We start from the raw sequence: 23969 nt of genomic DNA, 5'->3' as shown, positions 1-23969 counted from the left end.
GATCCGGTCGCCTACAACAACTGCCGCCTGCGGCCGAGCCACGTCTGCGCGACGACCACGACCGCGAGGAACGCGCCGCTGACGACCTGCTGGTAGGAGGAGTCGAGGGAGCCGATCTGGTTGATCACGTTCTGGATCACCTTCAGGAGCAGCACACCCACCAGAGAGCCGCTGACGTAACCCAGACCGCCGGTCAGCAGGGTGCCGCCGATGACGACCGCGGAAATGGCCTCCAGCTCCATGCCGTTGCCCAGAATCGTGACGCCGGAGGCGAGCCAGGCGGCGTTGAGCGCGCCGGCCAGGCCCGCGAGGACGCCGGACAGCGTATAGACGATGATCTTGGTACGGGCCACGGGCGCACCCATGAGGGCGGCCGCATCCTCGTTGCCGCCGACCGCGTACACATGCTGGCCGAAGCGGCTGCGGCGCAGGACCACCGCGCCCGCCACGAACAGGACCAGAGTGATCCACACGGGGTTGCCGACGCCCAGGGTCGTGCCCTGGCCGAGCTCGGCGAGGAACGACCCCTTCTTGACGAGGTAGGTGTCGGCGCCCTCGTTGGTCAGGGACAGCATCAGGCCGCGCGCGCCCAGCATCGCGGCCAGCGTGACGATGAAGGGAGCGAGCCGCGAGCGGGCGATCAGCAGGCCGTTGACCACACCGATGAGACCGCAGACGACCATCGGCAGCAGGAGCGCCACCAAAGTGCCGTACTGCGAACCCCACGCGGCAAGAACACCGCCGAGAGCGAAGAGCGAACCGACCGACAGGTCGATGCCGCCGGTGATGATGACGAAGGTCATGCCGAGCGCGACGACCGCCAGGAACGCCGAACTCGTCGCCATGTTGGACAGGTTGTCCCCGGTGGCGAACGAGTCGAAGCTCAGCGACGCCACCGCCGACACGATCACGAGGACCGCGAGCGCGCCGTGCTGCTGGACCAGGGCGCTCAGCCGCTCGGAGCGGCTGCTGCCCACGGGCTCGGCGGCGTCGAGCAGCTCCTTCTCGGTACGGGCCACGGCCTCTTCCGTTTCCGTCCTGGTCGCCGTCATCGCTTCCCCCGTCCGCGCGCCGCGTACACCGCCAGCACGATCACGATGGCCTGGGCGATCTGCGTCCACGAAGGCGGCAGATCGTGCTTGATGAGGGTGGCGGTGAGCAGCTGGATGAGGACGGCGCCCGCCACCGTTCCGGCGATGTTGACCCTGCCGCCGCTCAGGGGGGTGCCGCCGACCACCACCGCGGTGATCGCGGACAGCTCCATGAGGTTGCCCAGCGACGTGGGGTCGCTGGCCTGCAGCCGCGCCGTCGCGAGCACACCGGCGACCGCGGCGAGGAGCGCGCACGCCACGTAGACGAGCATCAGGACGCGGCGCACCGGGAGCCCCGCGAGCTTCGCGGCCGCCCGGTTGTCGCCGATGGCGAGCAACTGCCGCCCGAAGGTGGTGCGCCGGATGACGAAGGCGACCAGCAGAGCGAGCGCGGCGGCGATGATGATGAGGTAGGGGATGCCGAGCACGTCACCCGAACCGAGCGACGCGAGCCCCGGGTTGTGCAGGTCCTTGAGCTGCGGCAGCAGCACCAGGGCGATGCCTCGGCCGCCGACCATGAGGGCGAGGGTGGCCACGATCGGCTGCACACCGACCCAGGCGACCAGCGCCCCGTTGGCCAGGCCCACCACGGCCGCGAACACGGCCACCGTGAGCAGGGCCGGCACCAGCCCGTACCCCAGATAGAGGGCAGTGACCGAGGCGGCGAGCGCCATGACCGCGCCCACGGACAGGTCGATGCCCTCGGTGCCGATGGCCAGGGCCATGCCGAGGGCGACGATGATCACGGGCGCGACCTGCACGGCCTGCGTCCGGAAGTTCTCCGCGGACAGGAAGTGCGGCGTCACGGCGATGTTGACGACGACCAGGACGGCCACGCCCGCGTACACGCCGTACGTCTGCATCCACTGCAGGACTCGCGCGCGGTCGAGGGCGGCCGGGCGTATCGCGGCCTCAGCCATGGCGGGTCACCTCCCCGGCGGCGGGGCTGCCCGCCGCGATGGTCTGCATCAGCTTGTCCTCCGTGACGTCGTCGCCGGTCAGTTCGCCGACGACCGCGCCGTCCTTCAGCACGACCACGCGGTCGGATCCTTCGATGAGTTCCTCCAGGTCGGAGGAGATGAGCAGGACACCGAGGCCGTCGTCGGCCAGTTCGTCGACGAGCTTCTGCACCTCGGCCTTGGCACCCACGTCGATGCCGCGCGTGGGCTCGTCCAGGAGCAGCACCTTCGGGTTCATCGCCAGCCAGCGGGCCAGGAGCACCTTCTGCTGATTGCCGCCGGACAGCTCACCGACCTTCTGGTTCGGCGAGGACGCCTTGATCCGGAGCCTCTTGACGAAGGTGTCCACGATCTTGTCGACCTGGGCCTCGGAGACCAGACCGAAGCGGGAGAGCCTCGGCAGCGCGGCAAGCGCGATGTTCTCGCGGACGGAGAGCCCGGGGACGATGCCCTCGCTCTTGCGGTCCTCGGGCAGCAGGCTGATGCCGGCGCGGATGGCGGCGGGCGTGGACCCCGAGCGCAGCGGGACACCGGCCACGGTGACGCTGCCCGCCTTCGACGGCAGAGCCCCGGAGATGGCCTTGGCGGTCTCCGTGCGCCCCGACCCGAGCAGCCCGCCCAGACCGACGACCTCCCCGGGACGTATGTCCAGCGAGACTCCGAGCAGCTTGTGAGGAACCGTCAGATCTCGGGCACTGAGCACAGGTTCGGAACTCGCGGCGTGGTGGTCGCCGGTGAACTTGGTGACGCCCTCACTGCGTACCTCACCCATGTCACGCCCCAGCATCGTGGACACCAGCGTGAGCCGGTCCAGGTCCGCGAGCCGTCCGGTGTGCACGCGGCAGCCGTCCCGCAGCACTGTCACGGCGTCGCACACGGCGTACAGCTCGTCGAGCCGGTGGCTGACGTAGATGACGGCGATCCCGTCGGCGCGCAGCCGGCGGATCACCTCGAACAGCGTCTCCACCTCGCGTGGTTCGAGGGAGGAGGTCGGCTCGTCCATGATGACGACGCGTGCGTCGGTGGCGACGGCCCGGGCCAGGGCCACCATCTGCTGGGCACCGACGCCCAGCGTGCGCAGCGGCTGCCGCACGTCCACCCGCACCCCGTACGCGCGCAGCGTCTGGGCGGCGTCGCGGTGCATACGGCCGAAGTCGAGCAGCCCGAACCGGTTGCGCGGCTCGCGCCCCAGGAAGAGGTTGCGGGCCACGCTCAGCAGCGGGATGAGGTTGACCTCTTGGTAGATCGTGGAGATGCCCGCGCTCTGGGCCTCCAGCGGTGTGGCGAAGGAGACCGGGCGGCCTTGGAAGGTGATGTCTCCCGCGTCGGGCCGGTACACACCGGTGAGCACCTTGATGAGCGTCGACTTGCCGGCGCCGTTCTCGCCGATCAGGGCGTGGACCTCACCGGCGTGCAGCGTGAGGTCCACACCGTCGAGGGCCCGGACACCGGGGAACGACTTGCTGAGTCCGCGGACTGTGAGGACTTCGGCGGAGGGAGTCACCTGTGCCTCCAGGGTGGGGTGAAGGGCTGGGACGGGGGAGAGGAGTACGGATCAGGGGCGGGGTGGGCCGCCGCTCGGGCCTGCCCCACCCCGCCCGCCTGAAGCTGCGTCAGAATGCCTTGCCGATCTCGGACTTGGCGTTCTTCGCGTCGTAGGCCCCGTCCTGGATGATGACGTCCTGGCGGACTTCCTTGCCCTGGGTGAACGTGTCGAGGGTCTGGAAGGCGAGCGGGCCGAAGCGCGGGTTGGACTCGATGACACCGCTGATCCAGCCGTCGACAATGCCCTGGACCGCGTTGCGCGTCCCGTCGACCGTCACGATCTTCACGTCACCGGCCTTCTTGCCGGCGCCCTTGAGCGCGGCGACCGCGCCGAGACCCATCTCGTCGTTCTCGGCGTAGATCCCCTTGATACCGGGCTTGGACTGGATCAGCTGCTCGGTGACCTGCTGGCCCTTCTCACGGGCGAAGTCGCCGGTCTGCTGGAAGACCACCTTGAGGTCGGGTGCCTTCTCCTTGATGCGGTCCTTGAAGCCCTTGGTGCGCTCGGTGGTGACGTTGTTGCCCGCGGCGCCGAGCAGGATCGCGACCTCGCCCTTGCCGCCGGTCGCCTCGATCATCTGGTCGGCGGCGCGCTTGCCCTGGTCGACGAAGTCCGAGGCGATGAAGCTGACGTAGTCCTTGCACGCCGTGGCGTTGATCTTGCGGTCGATGGTGACGATCGGCACCTTCTTGGCCGCGGCGGCCTTCAGCACCGGCTCCCAGCCGTCCGAGTTGAGCGGAGCGATCACCAGCAGGTCGGCGCCCTTGGCGAGGAGGTCCTGCACATCGCTGATCTGCTTGGAGAACTGGGACTGGGCGTTGGCGGTGAGCAGCTTCAGACCGCGCTTGTTCGCCTCGGCCTTGATCGAGGCCGTCTCGGCGATCCGGAAGGGGTTGGCCTCCTTCTCGGACTGCGAGAAGCCGACCGTGGCGTTCTTGAGGTCGAGCTTCTTCCCGCCGTACGCGTCGATCGTGCAGCCCTTGCTGCCGGGCTTCGGCGTGACGACCTTCTGGCCCGCGTCGGCGGCGGACGCGGAGGAGTCGGACTTGTTCGAGGCGTCGTCCTCGGACTTGGCGCAGCCGGAGGCGGTGAGGGCCATGGCGGCGGCCAGGGCCACGATCACAGGGCGGGCGGTGAGGTGACGGCGGTGGGCGAAGTGCTTCATGGTGACCCCGATCCGGGTGACGCGGCGACGGAGGGTTGGCAGGGAGCAGCGAGGGCGGCGCGTGTGCGGCTCGACGAGGTGAGAGCCTCGACTGGTCCGCCCGCAGGAGTTTTTACATCGTTGAAAGGAGGGTGTAAAGCCTTTGTGCGGGACGTGACCGCCCTGTGATTCGGGCGGGCGGTCCGGTCGTGGTCAACGTGCGACCGCGGTGAGGTGCGGGAAGCCGAGCACGGTCCGGCTGCGCATGACCTGGTCCGGGCGCAGGACGGTGCTCGGATACTCGGGCCGGTTGGGGGAGTCGGGGAAGTGCTGCGACTCCAGGCACAGACCCGAGTGGGCGCCAAGCCGGCGACCCAGGAAGTCGCCGAAACCGCCGTCGAGTTGCTGCCCCGCGTACACCTGGAGCCCGGGCTCGCTGGTGTGCACCTCGAGCACGCGCCCGCTGCCGGGGTCCTCGAGACGGGCCGCACGCCGCAGGACCAACTGCCGCTCCTCGGACGGTCGTTCACGGTCGCCGAGTACCCAGCAGTGGTCGTATCCGTCGGCGCGCCTCAACTGCTCGTCGGGGTCGGCGATCCGCGCACCGATCCGCCGTGGCCGGGTGAAGTCGAACGGCGAACCGGCCACCGGTGCGGGCGCGCCAGGCAGCGGGAGGCCCGTCTCGTCGATGGGCAGATACGTGGTGGCGTCCACGGTCAGAAGGTGGTCGAGTACCCCTCGGTCCGGGTTCCCGGAGAGGTTGAAGTAGGCGTGGTTCGTGAGATTGACCGGCGTGGGACGGTCGGTGACGCCGCGATAGTCGAGCGTCAGGGATCCGTCGGACGCGAGGGTGTAGGTGACGGACACCTGGAGCGAACCGGGAAAGCCCTGGTCGCCGTGCGGACTGTCCAGACTCAGGCGCACACTCGCGGCGCCGTCGGGCCGCTCGCGGGACTCGGCACGCCACACCCGGCGGTCGAACCCGTCGGCCCCGCCGTGCAGCGAGTTGCCCCGGTCGTTGCCCGGGATGTGGTGTCGCGTTCCGTCCAGGGCGAAGGTGCCCGCGGCGATGCGGTTGGCGTACCGCCCCACCACAGCGCCGAGATACGCGCCATGGGTGGCGTAGTGCTTCACGTCCGGGAGGCTGAGGACCACCTCGGCGGGCGTCCGGCTCCCGGACGGACCTGGGACACGCAGGGAGTGCAGTACGGCGCCGTACGTCAGAACGGCGGCCTCGACTCCGCTCGCACTGCGCAGAGTCCAGCGCTCGACCGGGAGGCCCGAGGGGGTGGCGCCGAAGGGTGCCGAGAAGGGGGCGGCGAAGGACATGGGCTCCTCGCGGGGAGTGAGGGCCGGGCACTGTCCGGCGCCGGGCGCGGGCGATACCGGCGGGGCGCGGACGGAGCCGGAGACCGGCAGCTGCGGACGCCTGGACATTACAACGTTGTAAGGCGTCGTTGTAAGAGGTCGGTACAGGTATCTGCTCGGGTCTTTCGGCTATCCGGCGGTCGAGCGGTTGTCCGGTGGCCGACGGGCCGGGGATTTCGGCGGGAAGTCCTTCACGGGCTTGTCGGCGGGAACGATCACGCGGTCCCGCCGCTCGGCCTACGTGTGCCGCCCCAGCGTGCTCTCGCGCGCGACGAGCCGGTAGTCCGCCCAGACGCGGCGGGGCTCGTCCGCCTGGCCGCCGAGCCGGGCCAGGACCGACTCGACCGCCATCCGCGCGATGGCCTCCTTGTCCGGCGACACGGAGGTGAGCGTGACCGCCCCGAAGCGCCCCTCCACGACGTCGTCGAAGCCCACCACGGCGACGTCCTCGGGCACGCGCAGACCGCGCTCCGACAGCACCCGCATCGCTCCGATGGCGATGGGGTCGTTGTACGCGAACACGGCGTCGGGCCGGCGCCCGGTCTCCAGGATCCGGGTCATCGCCGCCGCGCCGTCCGCGTGCCCCCACCCCTCGGTCGTCGCGATCAGCCCGTCGTCCACGGAGAGGCCCGCCGACAGGAGTTCCTCGCGCCACCCCTGAACACGCAGATGGGCGGGTTGGCTGTGGCCACGGCGGGCACCGATGAACGCCACCTCGCGGCGCCCCATGTCGATCAGATGACGGACGGCCGTGCGGGCCGCCGCGACGTTGTCCACCGCGATGTGGTCGTAGGGCAGGTCGTAGTGGCGCTCGCCGAGCAGGACCAGCGGCACGTTCTCCGTGCGCTCACGAAGGTCCTCCGCCTCCAGCTCGATGGGGCTCAGGATCAGGCCGTCGATGACGCGTGCGCGGAACCCCTGGCTGACCAGGACCTCTTGCTCGCGCCGGCCTCCCGTGTGGTCCAGGAGCACGATGTAGTCGTGCAGGGCGGCGGCGTCGATCACCGCCGCCGCGAGCTCGGCGAAGTACGGGTTGCCGAGCTCGGGCAGGGCGAGGGCGATGATGCCCGTACGCCCCTGTCGCAGGTGGCGGGCGGTGAGGTTGGGCCGGTAGCCGAGTTCGTCGATGGCCTGCTGCACCCGCTCGCGCATCGCGGGGGTGACGTGCTGGTAGTTGTTCACCACATTCGAGACGGTCTTGATCGACACGCCCGCACGCGCGGCGACGTCCTTGAGGCTGACCCGCACAACATTCCTTCCGGTGAACTGCCGGGCGCCGGGACCGGTGCGTGCCCGCACGGCGCCGGAGCCATGGCCCCGGCGCAAAGGCTGTGGAGCCGGGCTTGCAACGTTATACGTCCGTATGGCGAAAGGTGGCAAGGGGACGGCAGGGGGACGGATATACCCGGCACCGGCTGCTGGACCAGCGGCTCGACCGTCGAGGATGCGGACCCCCGCACACCGACGCCGTGGCGCGCCGGGATCCGCCCGGCGCGCCACGATCGGTCACCACCTCAGAGCAGCCGCCACAGATGGTCGTCCGTCCCGTTGTCGTCGAACTGGACGACCTGCGCGCTGTCCGCTGTCGACATCCCGTCCACGCCAAGGACCTTGCCGCTGTTCTTGTTGCGGATCCGGTACCACCCGTCCCCGCTGTCGACCAGCGCCCACAGATGGTCGGCGGTGCCGTTGTCCTCGTACTGGACGACGTGTGCGCTGTTGTCCGTCGACATCCCGTCGACCCCGAGGACCTTGCCGCTCTGGCCGTTGCGGATCAGATGCCAGCCGTCACCCTTGTCGACGAGCTGCCACGCGTGGTCGCCCGTACCGGAGTTGGCGAACTGGACGACGCGGGCACTGTTCTCGGTCGACATGCCGTCGACGGCCAGGACCTTCCCGCTGTGCTTGTTGGCGATCCGCCGGAACGCGGGCTCCGGCATCCACGTCCTGCCGTCGGGCGAGGCCTGGGGAAACGCCGTGATCCGCAGTCGGGCCGCGCCCATCGGGACGAGTGTCACGGTCTCGACGGATGCGTCGCTGCGGGCCGGTCCGCTCTGCAGGGGTGCGACGACGTGCTCGTCGTCCGCGACCCACTCCTCGATGCGACGGGCCTGCGCGGTGATGTGCACCGGTGTCGTCTCGTGGGTGAACGGGTTCTCCCCGACCGGCCCGTTGTCGCGCCGGAAGGCGAGGCCGGGGGCGGGGGACAGGCCGTAGTTCCAGGCGGAGGTCGCATGCACCTCGTAGTGCGGGAACGTGTCGTCGCCCGCGTAGCGCTCGTACCGCTCGCCGATCTTCAAGGAGTAGGTGAGCGGTCCGTGGTCGACGCTGACGGCGTCGTGGTTGTCGGGCCAGTGGCGTACGGAAGTGTGCTGAGGCAGGCGCAGCGTCACCACGTCACCGTCGTGCCAGGTGCGCTCCACCTTGGCCCAGACCGGTCCGTCCTCGGCCGCCAGACGCTTGCCGTTGACGAGGAGTTCGGGCCCGCGGCACCACCCCGGGATGCGGAGCTGGAGCGGGAAACGCACCGGCTTCGGGATGGAGAGCCTGAACTCGACCGTCTCGGTGAAGGGGTAGCCGGTCTCCTCGACGATGGTCACCTCGGTGCCGCCGGCGACCCGCGTACGGACCGTGCAGGGGGCGTACATGGCGGCGGCGAGGCCGTCGCCGGGCGTCGCGAGCCACAGCTCCTCGTTGAAGTAGGGCCAGCCCATACCGTAGTTGTGCGGGCAGCAGCGGTACTGGTCGACGCCGGGCTGCAGGGACTGCATGGCGAAGCCGTTCTGGAACTGCCCCTGTGTCTTCGGGGTGTTGTCCAGGTCGATGCTGTTGGCGCTGGTGACGTAGTGCAGGGACTTGCCCTGCGGGTCGAGTGCGGCGGGCAGCATGTTGAACGCGAGTTCCTCGCAGCGGTCCGCCCACACCGGGTCACCGGTGATGCGCGTGAGCAGTTCATGGCTGGCCATGAACTCGACGATGCCGCAGGTCTCGAAGCCCTGACGAGGGTCCCCGAAGCCGGGCCGGTAGTTCTCGTCCCCCGCCATGCCTCCGCCGGGGAACCGGCCGTACGCACCCATCACGGCGTCGTATCCGCGATACGTGGCCCGGGTCAGCTCGGCAGAGCCGGTGAGCTGCGCGTACTGGGCCGGCTCACGGAATCCCTGGGCGATGTTCACGTTGTGCCGCGAGGGCGTACCGCCTGTCCAGTCCGCCCCGAGGGTGTGCATCTTGCCCGCCAGATCGAGGAGGAACTTCTCCCCGGTACGGCGGTACAGCCACACCACGATGTCGAGTCCGTCGCCCCAACGGAAGGAAACCCAGCTGGAGTTGAAGGCTCCGGCCCCCTGGGCGTTCATGAAACGCAGGAAGCGCGTGACGAACGGGACGACGCGCCGGTCGCGCGAGTACTCCTCGTAGGTCCGCAGCGCCATCAGGAGCGGCAGGAACGGCCAGAAGTCCGGACCGCCGTTGAGCGAGGTGCGCAGCGCGCGCGGGCCGAAGAAGCCGTCGCTCTCCTGCGTGGCGAGGATCGCGTCGATCCACTCGCGCGAACGGGCCAGGGCGTGCTCGTCACCGGTGGCGACCGCGAGGGGCACATAGCCGCGCAGCCAGTACGGCAGTTCCTCCCACGCCCCGCGCTCCGGGTGCACCCAGCCGGTGTTGTCGAAGTCCAGGAAGTGGGAGAGGTCCTCGTACCGGCCGCACAGCCCGTCGAGCTGGAGCTTCAGCTGTCCGGCGAGCCAGCCACGGGCGGTGACACTGCCGGAGGGCAGCTTCCGGAACGCGTCCGGGAGCAGCGTGCCGGCGGACGGCCGTGAAGCCGCCGCCGCGGACGGGGCGAACGGGCCGCCGAGCGCCGCGGCGCCCAGGCCCAGGGCGCCGGCACCGAGAAGAGCGCGTCTGCTGACAGGCATGCGGGTGCTCCTGTTCGGGGGGGTACGGGGAGAGGGTACGAAGGGGTCGCGCTCGCGCAAGAAGCGGGCGCGCCGCGCCCGGCCCCCCTTCCGCCCCGAGAGGCGCGAAAGGGGGACCGGGCACATGTCGGACCGACCGCGCTCAGCTGCCGGAGCAGCCGGCCACGGTCGCCTGCGAGGCGTCGCGGATCAGCGCGTCCTGCGCCGCCTTCACCCGCTTCACATCCGGCTTGACGATCTTGCGGTCGTACGTCACCAGGCCGTTGAGCTCACCCTCGACGTCCGAGATCTGCGTGTACACGGCGCCGTTGCTGCCCTGGCAGGCCAGCTTGTGCACCTCGGCGAGCCGTGCGAGGTAGTCGTCCGTGTACTTCGCCGGGTCGACGTCCACGTACGACTGCTGCACCGCCCAGGCGTGACCGGGCACCGCGAGGCCGAGGCCGCCGTACTCGCCGCTGACCAGGGCGCGCTTGCCGTCGGGATGCGGCGGCAGGGCCGGGCTCGGGTAGCCGTGCTCGTCCATGATGTCGCCGGTCCCGCCGTCCGCCCCGAGGTTGAGACCCGACATGTTGTTGACCAGCCGCGTCGGGTCCCAGGCCTTGGCCTGCTCGGCGATGCGGCCCACGTCGTACTGGCCCCAGCCCTCGTTGAAGGTGACCCACATGACCACCGAGGGGTGGCTGCTGTGCTGGTCGATCATCGTCTTCATCTCGCGCTCGTACTCGGCGCGCGCGGCCGTGTCCGGCGCCGCGCTCATGGCCGGCATGTCCTGCCACACCATCAGACCCAGCTTGTCCGCCCAGTAGAACCACCGGTCGGGCTCGACCTTGATGTGCTTGCGGACCGAGTTGAAGCCCATCTGCTTGTGCATCTTCAGGTCGTAGGCCAGTGCCTCGTCCGTCGGCGCGGTGTGCAGCCCGTCGGGCCAGAAGCCCTGGTCGAGCGTGGCCATCATGAAGGCGGGCTTGCCGTTGAGCAGGGTGCGCGGCGTGCCGTTCACCTTCTCGACGGAGATGGAGCGCATCCCGAAGTAGCTGCCGACGCTGTCCTTGCCGACGTTCACCTTGAGGTTGTAGAGGAACGGGTCGTCGGGCGACCACAGATGCGCCTTGTCGATCTTCAGGGTCAGCGGCGTGCCGGTGACCCCGCTCGCCGTGGCGACCCTGCGCTTGCCGTCGTACGCCGTCGCCGTGAACGGCACTCCGTCCCGCACGCCCTTGGCCTCGACGGTGGCCTTGCCCGCCGTGACGTCCGGGGTGATCTTGAGGTCGGCGGCGTGATCGGCCGCGACCGGCTCCATCCACACGGTCTGCCAGATACCGGAGGAGGGGGTGTACCAGATACCGCTCGGGTCCAGGCGCTGCTTGCCGACCGGCGGGTTCTCGCCGCCCTGCGCGTCCGTCGGGTCGTAGACGCCGACGATCAGCTCCTGGGTGCGCCCCGGCTTCAGCGCGTCCGTGATGTCGGCGCTGAACTTGTCGTAGCCGCCCTTGTGTTCGGCGACCTTCTTGCCGTTGACGTACACCTCGGACTGCCAGTCGACGGCGCCGAAGTTCAGCTGGAGGCGCTTGCCGTCACCGACCTTCCAGCCCGCGGGGACCGTGAAGGTGCGGCGGTACCACATGCGGTCCTCGTGGCGCTCGATGCCGGAGAGCTGCGACTCGACCGGGTAGGGCACAAGGATCTTCTCGCCGAGCTGCTTGCCGACCGGCGGCTTGTCGCCGGACTTCGCCGCGGCGAACTGCCACTCGCCGTTGAGGTTCTGCCAGGCGTCCCGGGTGAGCTGCGGGCGCGGGTACTCGGGGTGGGCGTTCTTCGGCCCCACCTCGTCGGCCCACTTGGTGCGCAGCTCGTACTCGGAGTCGTTCGGGCCGCTGCTCCAGAACTGGCCGACGGCCTTGTCGCCGGTGCTGGTCAGCCCACCCTTGCCGTCGTATGTGACATCGGCCTGGCCGGACGCGCCGCCGCCCTTCTTGCCCACGACCGGCTCCTTGAGCCCGACGAGCAGGGTGCGGGGGTCGGCCGGGTCGGCCTTGATCGTGGACAGCGGCCACTGGGCGCCGCCGATCACGGCCTGGAGGTGATCCGCGAGGCCGGCCGGCGGGGCCGCGAGGGACTGAGCGAAGTCGAGCTTGAGAGTTCGGCCGTCCTTGAGGACGGTCGTCGATATCGCTCCGTCGTAGTCCCAGCCGTCGGGCAGCCGGAAGGCGGAGGAGGGGATCGCTTCCTTGGTCTCGCCGGGCTCGGTCCAGCGCAGATGGAGGTTCGAGCCGCCGAAGTGCTCGAAGTACTCGACCTTGATGTCGTACGCCTTGCCGGCCGTCAACTCGACGGGCTGGGAGGTCTGTTCCTTGTCCCAGTCGTCGACCCAGTGGTCGATGGCGAGCTTGCCGTCGACCCAGAGCCGGAAGCCGTTGTCGCCGGTGATGGAAAACGTTGTCGCGCCGGTCTTCTCCGGCACGACCTTGCCCGTCCAGCGCACACTGGCGTCGTCGGCCTGGCCGGTGGCGGTCCGCAGCCGCGGCTCGAGGGTGTCGAAGTCGAGCTTCGGGTCGAAGCCGGTGGCCTTGAGCTCGTTGAAGTCGAAGGCTCCGGGGGCGGACTGGGTGTAGTACTCGCCCTTCAGGCCGTGGGGTTCGACCGGGTCGTCGGCCGCTGTCGCCGACGGCGACCCGGTGAGTGCCGCGAGGCCCAGTCCCGCGGCCAGCAGCATGGCCAGTCGGCCTCTGAGTCGTTTGGTGCGCACGAATCCTCCTTGACTGAGGAAGAGGGGGGCGGCTCGTCGCTTGCGTCTGTACAACGTTGGAAGGAGCGGGCAGTTGGCATGACAGCACGCCCTCAGGTGCGCTGTCCAGGGTCACGACAAGACGACCCCTCGGTAACTCCGCGCGGGCGATCCGACGGGCTGCAAAGTTTGCTGACAAGAAGGCGAGTGCGACTTCATGGACTCGGTTGAACGCGTTCAAAACTTCTGCCAGGCTGACCCCGGCTCGAACGGGCGGACGCTGCCCGCGGTGGCCTGCTGAGGCGTGCGGTGGACAAGGTCGGGGCGGTGGGTGGGGCATGAAGTCGAGGATGGCGGTGCTGCTCGGATGCCTGGTCCTGGCCTGTGCGTCGTGCGCCGACGCGGGCGGTGAGGCGGCCGTGATCCAGCAGGCCGATCTGGTCGGGGACTGGGCCAACTCGGCCGGAGCTCACGTGCACATGGCGGGCGATCACACCGTTACGGCGAGTGGGGTCGACCATGCCGTGCCCGACTACACGTGCCCGACGACGGTTAAGGCCGCCAGATGGCAGTTCTTCACGCAGGCCGACTCGTCCGGGTTCGCCACCGCCTCCGACTCGGTGACCGAGGGGGACTCGCTCGTGGTGACTGTGGACGCCGGTGACCCCGACTCGCAGTGGTGCGACCTCCAGGCCGCCGTTCAGAGGGACTACCGGGGCTTCAATCTGTGCCTGGTTCTGGATATGGATCAGGGGTGCACGGCTGGGGAACTCCTGCGCAGGGTTCCGGCCGCACGGGAGTGAGCGTGCGGCTGTGTCGAATCGGGTGGATGTCGCAGGTCCGCGCGTGAGCCGAATCGGGTGGAGGTCGCGCTCCCGTGCCGGGCGCTTGCCGATGTCGGCTCGTTTGCAATGGTGTTGGGCCGTTTCCGGCGTGGTCGTCGGGGTCGTTCAGTGCGGGGGCCGACGGATGGGTGGACAGGGTTCCGCGCCCGTGACTCTCATGCTGGACGGCGCAGAATCTTCAACGTAGTACAGCGGCTGCCCCGGCGGTCGTGCCGCTTCGCCAGGTACCTACTCTCTTCCCGGGCGCGCCGTTCACCGGCTGCTTCTCCCGCGACGTGGCGGGGGAGCGGGGCGGCGTCGACCGGGCGTCGCAGCACGGCGTGCCGGCGAAGCTGCCAGAAGGCCGCCACCGGAAATGACCTGCTGATCGCGGGCCCCCTCGGGCGCGGGACACACGTACGCCGGCTCCCGACCCGAGCGGGCGCTGGACGCGTACGCGGCGCTCACCGGACGCCTTCTGTGCCGTACCGGACTGGATTCGGTCTACGCGGGCAACCCCCGCAACGCGCCCGGCGACGGATGGGTTCCCTTCGGCGAGTGCGTCGTCCGCCCCTGCCGGGACCACACGCAGGTGCGCGGCATCATCCAGTCTTGGGAGACGGGGGATCTCCGGATCAGGCCCGCGGGCGCGCCGGTGATCGGCGTTTTCTTCCCGCAGGGAAAGGCGGCGGAGTACCGGGACGGGCTGCTCAAGCGCACCAAAGCCTGGGACGGCGGCTCACCGCTGTTCATCGCGGGGGCGGTCAACGCCTGGAGCTGGACGCCCAGCGGTGTCGCGGAGCTCGGCGAGCTGCTGGGGGACCCGTTCGAGATCGTCCGTGGCGATGTCCTTTCCGACCTGCTGAACCGGGCCGGAAGCCGCGAAAGCCAGGGTCTCTCGGTGGGCCCGCCTACGCCGCTTCGTAGTGGTGGGCCCGACCGCCGCGCCACTTCACCCAGGCCGGATCGTCGAGCAGCGTCTCCGCGTCCGGCAGTCCGGCCCGGCGCAGGAACTCGACGACTTCCAAGTCGGAGTGCGCGAGGCCAAGTATCTGACCGTGCGCCGTCACCCTGCGCCCACCCGTACCCGAGGGGCGGTGCACGACTATCGGCACGACGTCCATAAGTACAGGGTCATTCGAATGCCGGGCGCGTGCATCCTCTGGCCGGGCGTTTTTGCTGGAAGATGGAGACAGAGCCCCGCTCGGCCCACCCCCCCCGGCCGGGCGGGGCTCGCCTTGTGCGCGCGGCTCTCGCCGTGGTTGTCCGCCGGAGGCCTCTCGCAACCCTCTTGCTCTTGCAAGTAATATGCAACAAGCTGGCCCGGTCCTTACCGCCTGCCCCAGGACGCGGAGCCACAACATGCCCGTCATGCCCCAGCTGATGCCCGAAGCGGGACCCCAACGCGTCATCGCCGCGTCGAACTTCGTCAACACCGTCGGCAGCGGCCTCTACCTGACCGCCGGCGTCCTGTACTTCACCCAGGACGTCCGCCTCCCCGCGACGCAGGTGGGACTCGGACTCGGTGTCGCCGGCTTCGCCTCGCTCGTCACGGGCATAGCCGCCGGCCACCTCGCGGACAGGCGCGGCGCGCGCGGCGTCTACGCGGCGACCATCGTCGTACAGGCGCTGGCGACAGCAGGGTTCGCCCTGGTGGACAGCTTCTGGCCGTTCGTCCTGGCCGTCTGCGCCGCGACCGGGGCGCAAGCGGCGGGACGGGCCGCGCGCAGCCCGCTCATCAGGTACTTCGGCGGGGACCGGCCGCAGGAGTACCGCGCCTACCTCCGGGCCGTCACCAACATCGGCATCTCACTCGGCGCACTGCTGGCGGGCTGGGCCCTCCAGGTGGGCACCCACACCGCGTATCAGCTCCTGGTCATCGGCAACGCGATCGCCTTCGGCGCCTCCGCCGCCATCCTGCTCTTCCTGCCGCCGGTCGCTCCGGAGCCCGCGGCCGCCGGCCCCCGCTGGATCGCACTGCGGGACCGGCCCTACCTCCTCCTCACGGCGCTGGACGGCATCATGGCCATCCAGTTCAAGGTGCTCACCGTGGCCATCCCGCTGTGGCTGGTCGTCGCCACCAGCGCACCCCACTGGCTCATCTCGGGCACGATGCTCGTCAACACCGTCATCGTGATCGCCCTTCAGGTGCGGGCCAGCCGCACCGTCAGCTCCCCGGCGGCGGGTGGCGGGGCGTACCGGCGGGCGGGCGTGGTCTTCCTCGTCTCCTGCTCGCTGATCTCGCTGTCCGCGGGGGACCCGGCATGGGCCGCCGCGGCACTGCTCCTGGTCGCGGTCGTGGTCCACGCGGTCGGCGAACTGTGGCACTCCGCCGCGGGGTTCGAGGTCTCCTTCGCCCTCGCCCCCGAACGCGCCACCGGCCAGTACCTCGGTGTGTTCGGCCTCGGCGCGGGCCTGGCCGACGCGCTCGGTCCCAGCCTGCTGATCGCGCTCTGCATCACCTGGGGCCGGCCCGGCTGGTACGTCGTAGGCGCCCTGTTCACCGTCACCGGCCTGGCGGCCCCCTTCGTCGTCCGCTGGGCTCAACGGCCCGTGCCCGCACGGGACTTGCCCCTCGAAGCGGGGCGGCCCGTTTCTCAGGTCTGAAGGGAGACCGAGTAATCCCGGTCGGCCGAGCAGCTCCGAGAGTGTCCGTCCGATCGGCCGGTGCACGCCCACCCGCGACGGGCTGCGCATGCGCGAGTCGTGGGCGGCGGACCATCGGGAGGCTGCCTCGGAACCAGCACTCTGACGGCTACCGCCACGGGGTTCAGTCCAGCACTCTGACGGCTACCGCCACCGGGTTCAGTCCAGCACTCCGAGCACCCCGTCGGGGTTGCAGTGCGGACAGGCCGGCACCTGCTCCCACAGCGCGCGGCGCGCTTGGTCGTCCGTGACGCCTCGCGACCGTTTGCCCGCCATGTGGCAGCCGCCGACGTGCACGTACACAGGTGCGCGCCCGCCGAGCCCCATCTCGATCAGCCAGTCGGGGGCCAGCGGCCGGTCCCGTTCGCCGCGCTGTTTCTCGGCTTCCTGCCGCTCCGCCTCCGCGATCTTGCGGCGCACCCTGTCCAGAGACAGCACGAGCCACGTCTCCAGCGTGCGGAGCCGTGGCAGGTCGGGTGGCAGTTCGGACATGTGTTCGAGTCTACGACGGTTTCCGGCCAGGCAGTACGCCCGTTGAATGGCCCAAGAGCAGAGCCCAGAATTGCCCCACATGGATGGGCCGATGCGCGCGTACCGTCATTGCCATGCCGAACCTGCTGCCGCCCGCCGGCTCTCAACGCACCCTCTCCCTGGCCCAGTTGAGCAACTCGCTGGGCGACGGCGCGTACTACGTCACCTCGGCGCTCTACTTCACTCACGTCGTCGGCCTCGCGCCCGCCAGCATCGGCCTCGGCCTCACGGTCGCCTGGGCGATCGGTTCAGTCGTCGGGGTACCGCTCGGCCGGATCGCGGACCGCCGCGGCCCGCGTGGAACGGCGGTCCTGCTCGCCCTCGCGACCGGCGCCGCGGTCGCCTCCTTCCTGGTCGTACGCGGTTTCCTTCCCTTCCTCGTGGCCGCCTGCCTCTACGCGAGCGCGCAGTCGGGACTCGCGGCCGCGCGCCAGGCACTGCTCGCCGGTCTGGTGGCCAAGGAGGACCGTACGGGTGCGCTCGCCCACCTGCAGTCGACGCTCAACGCGGGTCTCGCGGTGGGCGCGGCGCTCGGCGGGCTCGCACTGTCCGCCGGGACGAAGTCGGCGTATCTGGCGGTGTTCGCGATCGACGCCGTCAGTTTCGTCCTCTGCGCGCTCGTCCTGCTGCGGCTCCCGGCCGTCGCGCCGGCGCCCGCCGTCCGTGGAGCGAAACTCGAAGTCCTGCGCGACCGGCCCTACGCCGCCGTGACCCTCCTCAACACCGTTCTTCTCCTGCGGATGCCGCTGCTCAGCCTCGGGCTCCCGCTGTGGATCAACGAGCGCACCGAGGCCCCCACGTGGCTCGTCTCCGCGCTCTTCATCCTCAACACCGGCGCCGTGATGCTCTTCCAGGTCCGCACGGCCCGCTCCGTCGCCGGCCTTCCCACGGCGACCCGAGCCATCCGCCGGTCAGGCGTGCTCATGCTCCTGGCCTGCGGCATCTTCGCCGCCTCGGCCACCGGCTCGGTCTGGGTCGCGGGCGCCGCCCTGGTCGGAGGATCGGTGCTCCTGGTCGCCGCAGAGATGCTCCAGTCGGCCGGATCCTGGCAGCTCGGCTTCGACCTGGCCCCGGCCGGGCGCATCGGCGAGTACCAGGGCTTCTTCGGTACGGGCGTCACGGTCGCCCGCACGCTCGGCCCGCTGCTGCTCACCGCGCTGCTGCTCGGGATGGGCACGCCGGGCTGGCTGCTGCTCGGCGGCCTGGTCCTGGCGGCGTCGTACGCGCTGGAGCCGGTGGCGCGGTGGGCGGCGAAAACGCGCCAGGATCCAGCACCCGTACGGGTTGCGGCTTCGACGGTGTGATCTCGACGCCGCGGACGGGTAGGCCCACAGCGTCCTGAGCGGCAAGTGTTGCTGACGCTCCGTCGCCGAGCAGTCTCCCGACCTGTCTCCCGAGCAGTCTCCCGAGCAGTCTTCCGAAAGGAGACCGGCCCCCATGACCGAACTCGACTGGCCGATCCCGCGGTTCCACCTGGCCATGCCCGTGGACGATCTGCCCGCCGCCCGGCACTTCTACGGTGAGGTGCTCGGCCTCGAGCAGGGCCGCAGCGCCGACACATGGGTGGACTGGAATCTCCACGGCCACCAGTTCGTCACCCACCTCGCCCCCACCCGCGCCGAGCACATCCGCAACCCCGTCGACGGACACGACGTGCCCGTACCGCACTTCGGCCTGATCCTCACGATCCCCGCGTTCCAGGAGCTCGCGGACCGGCTCCGCGCCGCGGACACGAAGTTCGTCATCGAGCCCTACGTACGCTTCGCGGGCGAGCCCGGCGAGCAGTGGACGATGTTCCTCCTCGACCCGGCGGGCAACGCCCTGGAGTTCAAGGCGTTCGCCGACGACTCGCAGGTCTTCGCCACCTGAGAGCGCTATGCGCCTTCGCCGCCACCCGCCTTCGCCTTCACGTCCGCCTCGACGTCAGTCCTGGCGAGGCCCTCCTCCTTGGCGTACTCGGTGACGGCCTGCTGCACATCGCGGGCCAGGTCCCGCCACGCGCGCCAGGCCGTCTCGTACGTCTGGGTCTGGGACTCGCTCGGCGGCTCGAGCCCCGGTGGTCCGTAGCCGTCCCGCAGTCTCAGGACCTCGTGGTGTGCCGCGTTCGCGGCCTGCTGTCTCTCGACGAGTTCGTCGAAGGTGTGTGCCACGCAGCGGATCCTAGGTCGCCGTCGAGGCGATCCCGGTCAGCGCTCGCGCGGGTTACACGAATGCCGGAGGGGTGTGAGCGAAACGGGTCAGGGGCGGCGCCGGACGGCGCCGCCCCTGACCCGTTTGGCGAGTTCCCTCAGGACTGGGGGCGCTTGCCGTGGTTCGCGGCGTGCTTGCGGCGAGCCTTCTTCTTGCGCCGTCGCTTCGAGGACATTGCTACCTCCCAGGTGTCGCTGTTCTTCGGTCCTGCCTGGATGAGCGGGCCCACCCAGACGATCATCCGGCCGCCTACCCAAGGACGCGACCGGTAATGACGTGGCCCATGCCACCACTCCCGCCCCCCGATCGGCCGGGCGACGCGCCGCTGTGGCGATCCGCCCTGCGGGCCGCCCACTTCCTCGCGTGCGTCACCTAAGTTGGATGTGGATTTGCCTAAAGGTCTTAGGTAACTGCATAATCGATTTCGTTGATTGGGGTGAAGGTTATGGTGCGTGTAGGGCTGACCAGGGAACGCCTGATCCGAGCCGGCGCCGAGCTGGCCGACGAGGTCGGGTTCGACAACGTGACCGTCTCTGCGCTCGCGAGACAGTTCGACGTCAAGGTCGCGAGCCTGTACTCGCACCTGAAGAACTCCCAGGAACTCAAGACCGGGATCGCGCTGCTCGCTCTGGAGGAGCTCGCCGACCGGGGCGCCGCGGCGCTCGCCGGGCGTGCGGGCAAGGACGCCCTCGCCGCCTTCGCGAACGTCTACCGCGACTACGCCCGGGAACACCCCGGTCGCTACGCGGCGGCCCAGCTGCGGCTCGACCCGGAGACGGCCGCCGCCAGCGCCGGCGTCCGGCACGCACGGATGATGAGGGCGATCCTGCGCGGCTACGACCTCACGGAGCCGGACCAGACCCACGCGGTCCGACTCCTGGGCAGCGTCTTCCACGGCTACGTCAGCCTGGAGATGCAGGGGGGCTTCAGCCACAGCGCACCCGACTCGCAGGAAAGCTGGTCGCGGATCCTCGACTCCCTCGACGCCACGCTGCGGAACTGGCCCGCAGCCTGACCGCGGTCCCGCGCCGACCCCTATCGGTGCGCCCGAGCAGCCCCACAGGCATATTGATCAACAGGTTGAGGCAATGCACATGAACGACAACTGGACCACTACTCCCGTCACCGCGGACCTCGTACGTGGCGCGTACGAGGTGGAGCGCTCCGAGCACGGCGTGCTCCCGCACCGGCTGCCCGCACGGGCCCGCGCACAGTGCTCCGACGCACAACTGGCCATGGCCGAGGCCCAACCCTCCGGCGTACGGCTGGTGTTCCGCACCCGGGCCACCGTCATCGAGCTGGACGCGCTCCGGACCAAGATGGCCTTCAAGGGTGCTCCGCCCCGTCCGGACGGTGTGTACGACCTGCTGGTCGACGGCCGTCTGGCCGCGCAGGCCGGTGTCACCGGCGGCAACGTACAGACGGTGGACATGACCACAGGCACCAGGGAGACCCAGCCCGGACCCATCGGCACCGTGCGGTTCACCGGGCTGCCCGACCGCATGAAGGACGTCGAGATCTGGCTGCCGTACAACGAGATCACCGAGCTGGTCGCCCTGCGTGCCGATGCCCCGGTCGAGCGCATGCCGGACAGCGGGCGCAAGGTGTGGCTGCATCACGGCAGTTCGATCAGCCACGGCTCGGACGCCGCAAGCTCCAGCGCGACGTGGCCGGCGCTGGCTGCCGCCCTCGGCGGCGTGGAGTTGATGAACCTCGGTCTGGGGGGCAGTGCCCTGCTCGACCCGTTCACCGCGCGTGCCCTGCGGGACGCCCCCGCGGACTTGATCAGCCTCAAGATCGGCATCAACATTGTCAATGCCGACCTGATGCGCCTGCGCGCGTTCGCCCCGGCGGTGCACGGTTTCCTCGACACGATCCGTGAGGGACACCCGACCGTGCCGCTGCTGGTCGTGTCGCCGATCTACTGCGCCATCCACGAGGACACTCCGGGTCCCAGCGCCCCGGACTTCAGCAACCTCAGTGCGGGCAGGCTGCAGTTCATGGCCGCCGGCGACCCGGCGGAGCGAGCGGCGGGGAAGCTCACGCTCAACGTCATCCGGGACGAGCTGGCGCGCGTCGTGAAGCAGCGGATCGCGGAGGACCCGAACCTGTACTACCTCGACGGCCGCGACCTGTACGGCGAGGCGGACTTCGCCGAGCTGCCGCTGCCCGACCAGCTCCACCCGGACGCCGCCACCCACCGGCGCATGGGCGACCGCTTCCACACCCTGGCCTTCGGCGTGGACGGTCCGTTCGCGTTCGCGGTGACCGAGCGTCCCTGAGGCTCGCCCCTGCCAGGGGCCGCGTGTGTCGCCCCCTGCGCGCCGTGCCGAGCCTCTGGTCCGTCAGGCGCATCGCGACGCGTAGCGCCGTGACCGCGCCGACGGACAGGGCGACGGCGAACCCCGTCATCGTCGCCACGACGCTCGAATGCCGGATGATCACGCCGAGCAGGATCGCGGGCAGGCCCATGCCCATGTAGGACTGGAGCGCGAGGTGAGGGCGGCGCTGTTCGACCGATCCCCGCAACGGCTCGCGCTGTCGGCCGCGGGCGCGGTAGCGCCGCGGGCGGCGTCGAGGGTGGCCGGCGCCTCGGGCCGGTACGTTCGATGGGCCACAGGCTGTGACCGCTGCCGGAAACAGTCGGACGGTCCCGCTCCTGAGTGCGTCGCTGCACCTCAGAGGAGGACCTGTCTCTACGGTGACGATCTAGCGGCCGGTTTTCACTACATGCCCGGGGTCGTTTGAGGGTCGTTTCTTTACGAGCGGACGCGGGGGCCCCGCTTTCTGATGGCGCTGACGGGAGGGACGTGCGTCCAAGTACCGCTGTCCGGACGGCTGGCTCGCAGCACGGAATCTCCACCTCTGAGGGTCGGGTCCTTGGATGTTCAACCAAGACCTATATCGCTCACACGCTCTTGCATTTACGATGTGATGACTCGCACTCGCCTGGCGAATGTGAGAAACGGGGTGCCGCTTTCCTGCGTCCCCGGGTACACAGGGAGCCAGCGCACATGCACATCGAACATCTCCTGAGGGACGAGTCACTCGGCCTGCGCCTGCTCTGGGCCGACGAACCGCAGCTGCGGCAGGAGATCAGCGGCGTGACCGTCACCGACCTCGAGGACCCGGCCCGCTTCGTGCGGCCGGCCGAGGTCGTGCTCAGCGGCCTGGTGTGGTGGACCCAGCGGAGCGGACGGGCCAAGGCGGACCGGTTCGTCTCCGCGCTGCGCACGGCGGGCGCTGCCGTGCTCCTCGCGGGGGAGGAGACGCACGGCGCGGTCCCGGACGACCTTGTCGAAGCCTGCCGCCGCCACGGGCTCCCGGTCGCGGCGGTCCCGGCGCACATCATGTTCCGCGCCATCACGGACACGGTGTACCTCCAGCAGTGGGGTGAGCTCAGCCGCCACCATGCCCTGCCCGAGAACGTGCGTGCCACGCTCAGCCGGCTCCTGGCGCAGGAGGCGGACCCGGCCGCGCTCGTCGACGCCGCGTTCGCCCACCTCGACCGGCCGGTCGCCTACGTCCTCACGCCGACCGGACGCACCGTGGCCGCCACCACCGCCTCGGCCGATCTCGCGACGCGTGACGCCGCCGCCCTGATCGCGACGGGCACGTTCCCCGCGCAGAGGAGCGGCCACAACAGCTCCGGCACCGGGGCCCGTCCGCCGTTCGGCCGGGCATCGGTCACTCTGCCCGTGCAGGCCGACACCGACGCGGTCTCGCCCTACGAACGCTGGCATCTGCACGTCCCCGACCCCGACGACGCCCCGCCGCGCATGCTGCACGAAATTGTGGAGATCCTGGGACGGTGCCAGGAAATCCGGGCCCGCCGCCGGGCCGACGAGGACCGCGCGGTGCGCGAACTCGGCACGCTGCTCACCGCGCCCGACACCGACAAGGCCGTCCTCGAAGCCGCGCTGCGCGGCTGCGGGCTCCCTGACGAGGGCCCGTACCACGTGGTCGTCGCCGAAGCCGGCTCAGGACGTGAGGACTCGGCGCAGGGCGCGCTGACCGAGGCGGCCGCACACGTTCCGCACACCGGCACCGCCGCGGGCCAACTCCCTGACGGCACCGCCTTCGCCGTCATCGCCGGGGCGGACGCCGTGAGCGAAGCACTCGCCGACGTATGGCCGTTGCTCGCGACCTGCGAGCCGTCCGACCCGCTGCACGCGGGCATCGCCTCCCCGGCCGCCGCGCCCCGGAACCTGAACGGGGCGCTGTCCGAGGCCCGTTACGCCCTGACCTCGGCCCGTACGACCGCGCCCGCCGCCTCACGCCTGACCGACGCGGCCTCGCTCACCGGCCTCGAAACGCTGCTCACAGGCGTACCCGCCGAGGTGCGCGCCGCGTTCAGCCGCACCGTCCTCGGCCCCCTGCTCGACGAGACCAACGCGTCCGCGACCGCTCTGCTCCAGACCCTGGAGACCTTCCTCGCCTGCGACGGCTCATGGGCGCGCACCGCGGAGGCGCTCCACCTGCACGTCAACACCGTCCACTACCGCATCCAGCGCATCGAGCACTTCACCGGCCGTGACCTCTCCCGGCTCTACGACCGCGCGGACCTCTGGGCCGCGCTGCTGAGCCGCGAGGAGCCGGCTACGAACGGTCGACGTGCACGCTCGTCGACTTCACGCGCGCGGTGACGGTGACCCCGACGGCGAGGCCCAGCTCCTCGACGGCCTCCCGCGTCACCATGGACACCATCCGGTGCGGGCCGGCCTGGATCTCCACCTGCGCCACGACGTCGTCGGCCTTGAGCGCCGTCACGATCCCCGTGAACGAGTTGCGTACCGACGTGCGCGGAGCTCCGTTCGCCCCCCGATCGGCTTCCGCGGCCCGGCTCTTGGCGAACCGCGCGAGACCGACACCGTCGATGACACGGTTCCCCGTACCGTCCCGCCCCATCGTCAGCCGCCCGCTGTCGGCCCACCGACGCACGGTCTCCCCACTCACCCCGAGCAGGCGCGCGGCCTGGCCAATGCTGTACGACGACACATCGGAACCTTAGCCGTGCCGGGCACCGGGCTC

The 23969-nt window shown here is 70.3% G+C and carries 20 protein-coding genes and 1 pseudogene; 8 read left to right on the top strand and 13 right to left on the bottom strand.

Annotated features, from left to right (window positions below):
* Nucleotides 1–11: 11 nt before the first annotated feature.
* From CG723_RS18315 to CG723_RS18280, 8 genes are all read right to left on the bottom strand, one after another.
* Nucleotides 12–1052 (bottom strand): ABC transporter permease, encoded by a 1041-nt coding sequence (locus CG723_RS18315; protein WP_100594505.1) that lies wholly within the window; start codon nucleotides 1050–1052, stop codon nucleotides 12–14.
* Complete coding sequence (locus CG723_RS18310; RefSeq protein ID WP_100594504.1) at nucleotides 1049–2011, bottom strand: ABC transporter permease; 963 nt, start codon at nucleotides 2009–2011, stop codon at nucleotides 1049–1051. Before CG723_RS18310 ends, CG723_RS18315 begins: the two co-directional genes overlap by 4 nt.
* Entirely contained in the window at nucleotides 2004–3554 is a 1551-nt protein-coding gene (locus CG723_RS18305) for a sugar ABC transporter ATP-binding protein (protein WP_100594503.1), read from the bottom strand. Before CG723_RS18305 ends, CG723_RS18310 begins: the two co-directional genes overlap by 8 nt.
* 109 nt (nucleotides 3555–3663) lie before the next feature.
* A complete protein-coding gene (locus tag CG723_RS18300) occupies nucleotides 3664–4761 on the bottom strand; it encodes an ABC transporter substrate-binding protein (protein ID WP_100594502.1) in 1098 nt (365 codons plus the stop codon).
* 192 nt (nucleotides 4762–4953) lie between these two features.
* Nucleotides 4954–6069, bottom strand: coding sequence for an aldose epimerase family protein (locus CG723_RS18295; protein WP_100594501.1), 1116 nt, complete (start codon nucleotides 6067–6069; stop codon nucleotides 4954–4956).
* A gap of 276 nt (nucleotides 6070–6345) precedes the next feature.
* Nucleotides 6346–7356 (bottom strand): LacI family DNA-binding transcriptional regulator, encoded by a 1011-nt coding sequence (locus CG723_RS18290; RefSeq protein ID WP_100594500.1) that lies wholly within the window; start codon nucleotides 7354–7356, stop codon nucleotides 6346–6348.
* A gap of 266 nt (nucleotides 7357–7622) precedes the next feature.
* Entirely contained in the window at nucleotides 7623–10022 is a 2400-nt protein-coding gene (locus tag CG723_RS18285; protein WP_100594499.1) for a beta-L-arabinofuranosidase domain-containing protein, read from the bottom strand.
* 142 nt (nucleotides 10023–10164) lie between these two features.
* On the bottom strand, nucleotides 10165–12768 hold the full coding sequence (locus tag CG723_RS18280) for a PA14 domain-containing protein (RefSeq protein WP_100594498.1): 2604 nt from the start codon (nucleotides 12766–12768) through the stop codon (nucleotides 10165–10167).
* Between the two features lie 317 nt (nucleotides 12769–13085).
* On the opposite strand from CG723_RS18280, the gene CG723_RS18275 reads away from it, so the two are divergent.
* On the top strand, nucleotides 13086–13550 hold the full coding sequence (locus CG723_RS18275) for a hypothetical protein (RefSeq protein ID WP_159032478.1): 465 nt from the start codon (nucleotides 13086–13088) through the stop codon (nucleotides 13548–13550).
* A 466-nt stretch (nucleotides 13551–14016) separates the two neighbouring features.
* A pseudogene (locus CG723_RS18270) lies at nucleotides 14017–14376 on the top strand (GxGYxYP domain-containing protein); the annotation flags it as partial.
* A 106-nt stretch (nucleotides 14377–14482) separates the two neighbouring features.
* Here the strand turns inward: CG723_RS18270 and CG723_RS18265 are convergent.
* Nucleotides 14483–14695 (bottom strand): hypothetical protein, encoded by a 213-nt coding sequence (locus CG723_RS18265; protein WP_100594496.1) that lies wholly within the window; start codon nucleotides 14693–14695, stop codon nucleotides 14483–14485.
* A 247-nt stretch (nucleotides 14696–14942) separates the two neighbouring features.
* On the opposite strand from CG723_RS18265, the gene CG723_RS18260 reads away from it, so the two are divergent.
* Nucleotides 14943–16178 (top strand): MFS transporter, encoded by a 1236-nt coding sequence (locus CG723_RS18260; protein ID WP_100594675.1) that lies wholly within the window; start codon nucleotides 14943–14945, stop codon nucleotides 16176–16178.
* A gap of 198 nt (nucleotides 16179–16376) precedes the next feature.
* Here CG723_RS18260 and CG723_RS18255 read toward each other — a convergent pair whose 3' ends face one another.
* Complete coding sequence (locus CG723_RS18255) at nucleotides 16377–16709, bottom strand: DUF6233 domain-containing protein (protein WP_100594495.1); 333 nt, start codon at nucleotides 16707–16709, stop codon at nucleotides 16377–16379.
* 113 nt (nucleotides 16710–16822) lie between these two features.
* On the opposite strand from CG723_RS18255, the gene CG723_RS18250 reads away from it, so the two are divergent.
* The gene (locus tag CG723_RS18250; protein ID WP_100594494.1) at nucleotides 16823–18052 is read left to right on the top strand and encodes an MFS transporter; all 1230 of its coding nucleotides are present in this window, start codon (nucleotides 16823–16825) and stop codon (nucleotides 18050–18052) included.
* 133 nt (nucleotides 18053–18185) lie between these two features.
* Nucleotides 18186–18617 carry a VOC family protein gene (locus CG723_RS18245; protein ID WP_100594493.1) on the top strand — a complete coding sequence of 144 codons (432 nt, stop codon included), beginning with the start codon at nucleotides 18186–18188 and terminating at the stop codon, nucleotides 18615–18617.
* A 5-nt stretch (nucleotides 18618–18622) separates the two neighbouring features.
* Here CG723_RS18245 and CG723_RS18240 read toward each other — a convergent pair whose 3' ends face one another.
* Both CG723_RS18240 and CG723_RS46240 read right to left on the bottom strand, forming a co-directional pair.
* The gene (locus tag CG723_RS18240; protein ID WP_100594492.1) at nucleotides 18623–18898 is read right to left on the bottom strand and encodes a hypothetical protein; all 276 of its coding nucleotides are present in this window, start codon (nucleotides 18896–18898) and stop codon (nucleotides 18623–18625) included.
* A 137-nt stretch (nucleotides 18899–19035) separates the two neighbouring features.
* On the bottom strand, nucleotides 19036–19179 hold the full coding sequence (locus tag CG723_RS46240) for a 50S ribosomal protein bL37 (RefSeq protein WP_159032477.1): 144 nt from the start codon (nucleotides 19177–19179) through the stop codon (nucleotides 19036–19038).
* A gap of 204 nt (nucleotides 19180–19383) precedes the next feature.
* Between CG723_RS46240 and CG723_RS18235 the strand changes: the two genes are divergently transcribed.
* The 3 genes from CG723_RS18235 (at nucleotide 19384) to CG723_RS18225 (ending at nucleotide 23584) form a co-directional block, all read left to right on the top strand.
* Nucleotides 19384–19953 carry a TetR/AcrR family transcriptional regulator gene (locus CG723_RS18235; RefSeq protein ID WP_100594491.1) on the top strand — a complete coding sequence of 190 codons (570 nt, stop codon included), beginning with the start codon at nucleotides 19384–19386 and terminating at the stop codon, nucleotides 19951–19953.
* A gap of 73 nt (nucleotides 19954–20026) precedes the next feature.
* Nucleotides 20027–21220, top strand: coding sequence for a GDSL-type esterase/lipase family protein (locus tag CG723_RS18230; protein WP_100594490.1), 1194 nt, complete (start codon nucleotides 20027–20029; stop codon nucleotides 21218–21220).
* A gap of 732 nt (nucleotides 21221–21952) precedes the next feature.
* Nucleotides 21953–23584 (top strand): PucR family transcriptional regulator, encoded by a 1632-nt coding sequence (locus CG723_RS18225; protein WP_100594489.1) that lies wholly within the window; start codon nucleotides 21953–21955, stop codon nucleotides 23582–23584.
* Here CG723_RS18225 and CG723_RS18220 read toward each other — a convergent pair.
* Nucleotides 23538–23936 (bottom strand): TOBE domain-containing protein, encoded by a 399-nt coding sequence (locus tag CG723_RS18220; RefSeq protein ID WP_100594488.1) that lies wholly within the window; start codon nucleotides 23934–23936, stop codon nucleotides 23538–23540. The genes CG723_RS18225 and CG723_RS18220 overlap by 47 nt on opposite strands.
* Nucleotides 23937–23969: the final 33 nt, after the last annotated feature.

Source organism: Streptomyces sp. CB01635 (assembly GCF_002803065.1).
In the GTDB taxonomy this organism is placed as follows: domain Bacteria; phylum Actinomycetota; class Actinomycetes; order Streptomycetales; family Streptomycetaceae; genus Streptomyces.
The sequence above is the reverse complement of the archived record's forward strand: the minus strand, read 5'-3'. Positions and strand labels throughout refer to the sequence as shown.

Coding starts and splice junctions, on each gene's coding strand:
- CG723_RS18295 (WP_100594501.1), bottom strand. CDS start 6,069: ATGTCCTTCGCCGCCCCCTTCTCGGCACCCTTCGGCGCCACCCCCTCG.
- CG723_RS18225 (WP_100594489.1), top strand. CDS start 21,953: ATGCACATCGAACATCTCCTGAGGGACGAGTCACTCGGCCTGCGCCTG.
- CG723_RS18275 (WP_159032478.1), top strand. CDS start 13,086: ATGAAGTCGAGGATGGCGGTGCTGCTCGGATGCCTGGTCCTGGCCTGT.
- CG723_RS18255 (WP_100594495.1), bottom strand. CDS start 16,709: ATGTCCGAACTGCCACCCGACCTGCCACGGCTCCGCACGCTGGAGACG.
- CG723_RS18250 (WP_100594494.1), top strand. CDS start 16,823: ATGCCGAACCTGCTGCCGCCCGCCGGCTCTCAACGCACCCTCTCCCTG.
- CG723_RS18315 (WP_100594505.1), bottom strand. CDS start 1,052: ATGACGGCGACCAGGACGGAAACGGAAGAGGCCGTGGCCCGTACCGAG.
- CG723_RS18265 (WP_100594496.1), bottom strand. CDS start 14,695: ATGGACGTCGTGCCGATAGTCGTGCACCGCCCCTCGGGTACGGGTGGG.
- CG723_RS18285 (WP_100594499.1), bottom strand. CDS start 10,022: ATGCCTGTCAGCAGACGCGCTCTTCTCGGTGCCGGCGCCCTGGGCCTG.
- CG723_RS46240 (WP_159032477.1), bottom strand. CDS start 19,179: ATGATCGTCTGGGTGGGCCCGCTCATCCAGGCAGGACCGAAGAACAGC.
- CG723_RS18235 (WP_100594491.1), top strand. CDS start 19,384: ATGGTGCGTGTAGGGCTGACCAGGGAACGCCTGATCCGAGCCGGCGCC.
- CG723_RS18230 (WP_100594490.1), top strand. CDS start 20,027: ATGCACATGAACGACAACTGGACCACTACTCCCGTCACCGCGGACCTC.
- CG723_RS18300 (WP_100594502.1), bottom strand. CDS start 4,761: ATGAAGCACTTCGCCCACCGCCGTCACCTCACCGCCCGCCCTGTGATC.
- CG723_RS18245 (WP_100594493.1), top strand. CDS start 18,186: ATGACCGAACTCGACTGGCCGATCCCGCGGTTCCACCTGGCCATGCCC.
- CG723_RS18260 (WP_100594675.1), top strand. CDS start 14,943: ATGCCCCAGCTGATGCCCGAAGCGGGACCCCAACGCGTCATCGCCGCG.
- CG723_RS18310 (WP_100594504.1), bottom strand. CDS start 2,011: ATGGCTGAGGCCGCGATACGCCCGGCCGCCCTCGACCGCGCGCGAGTC.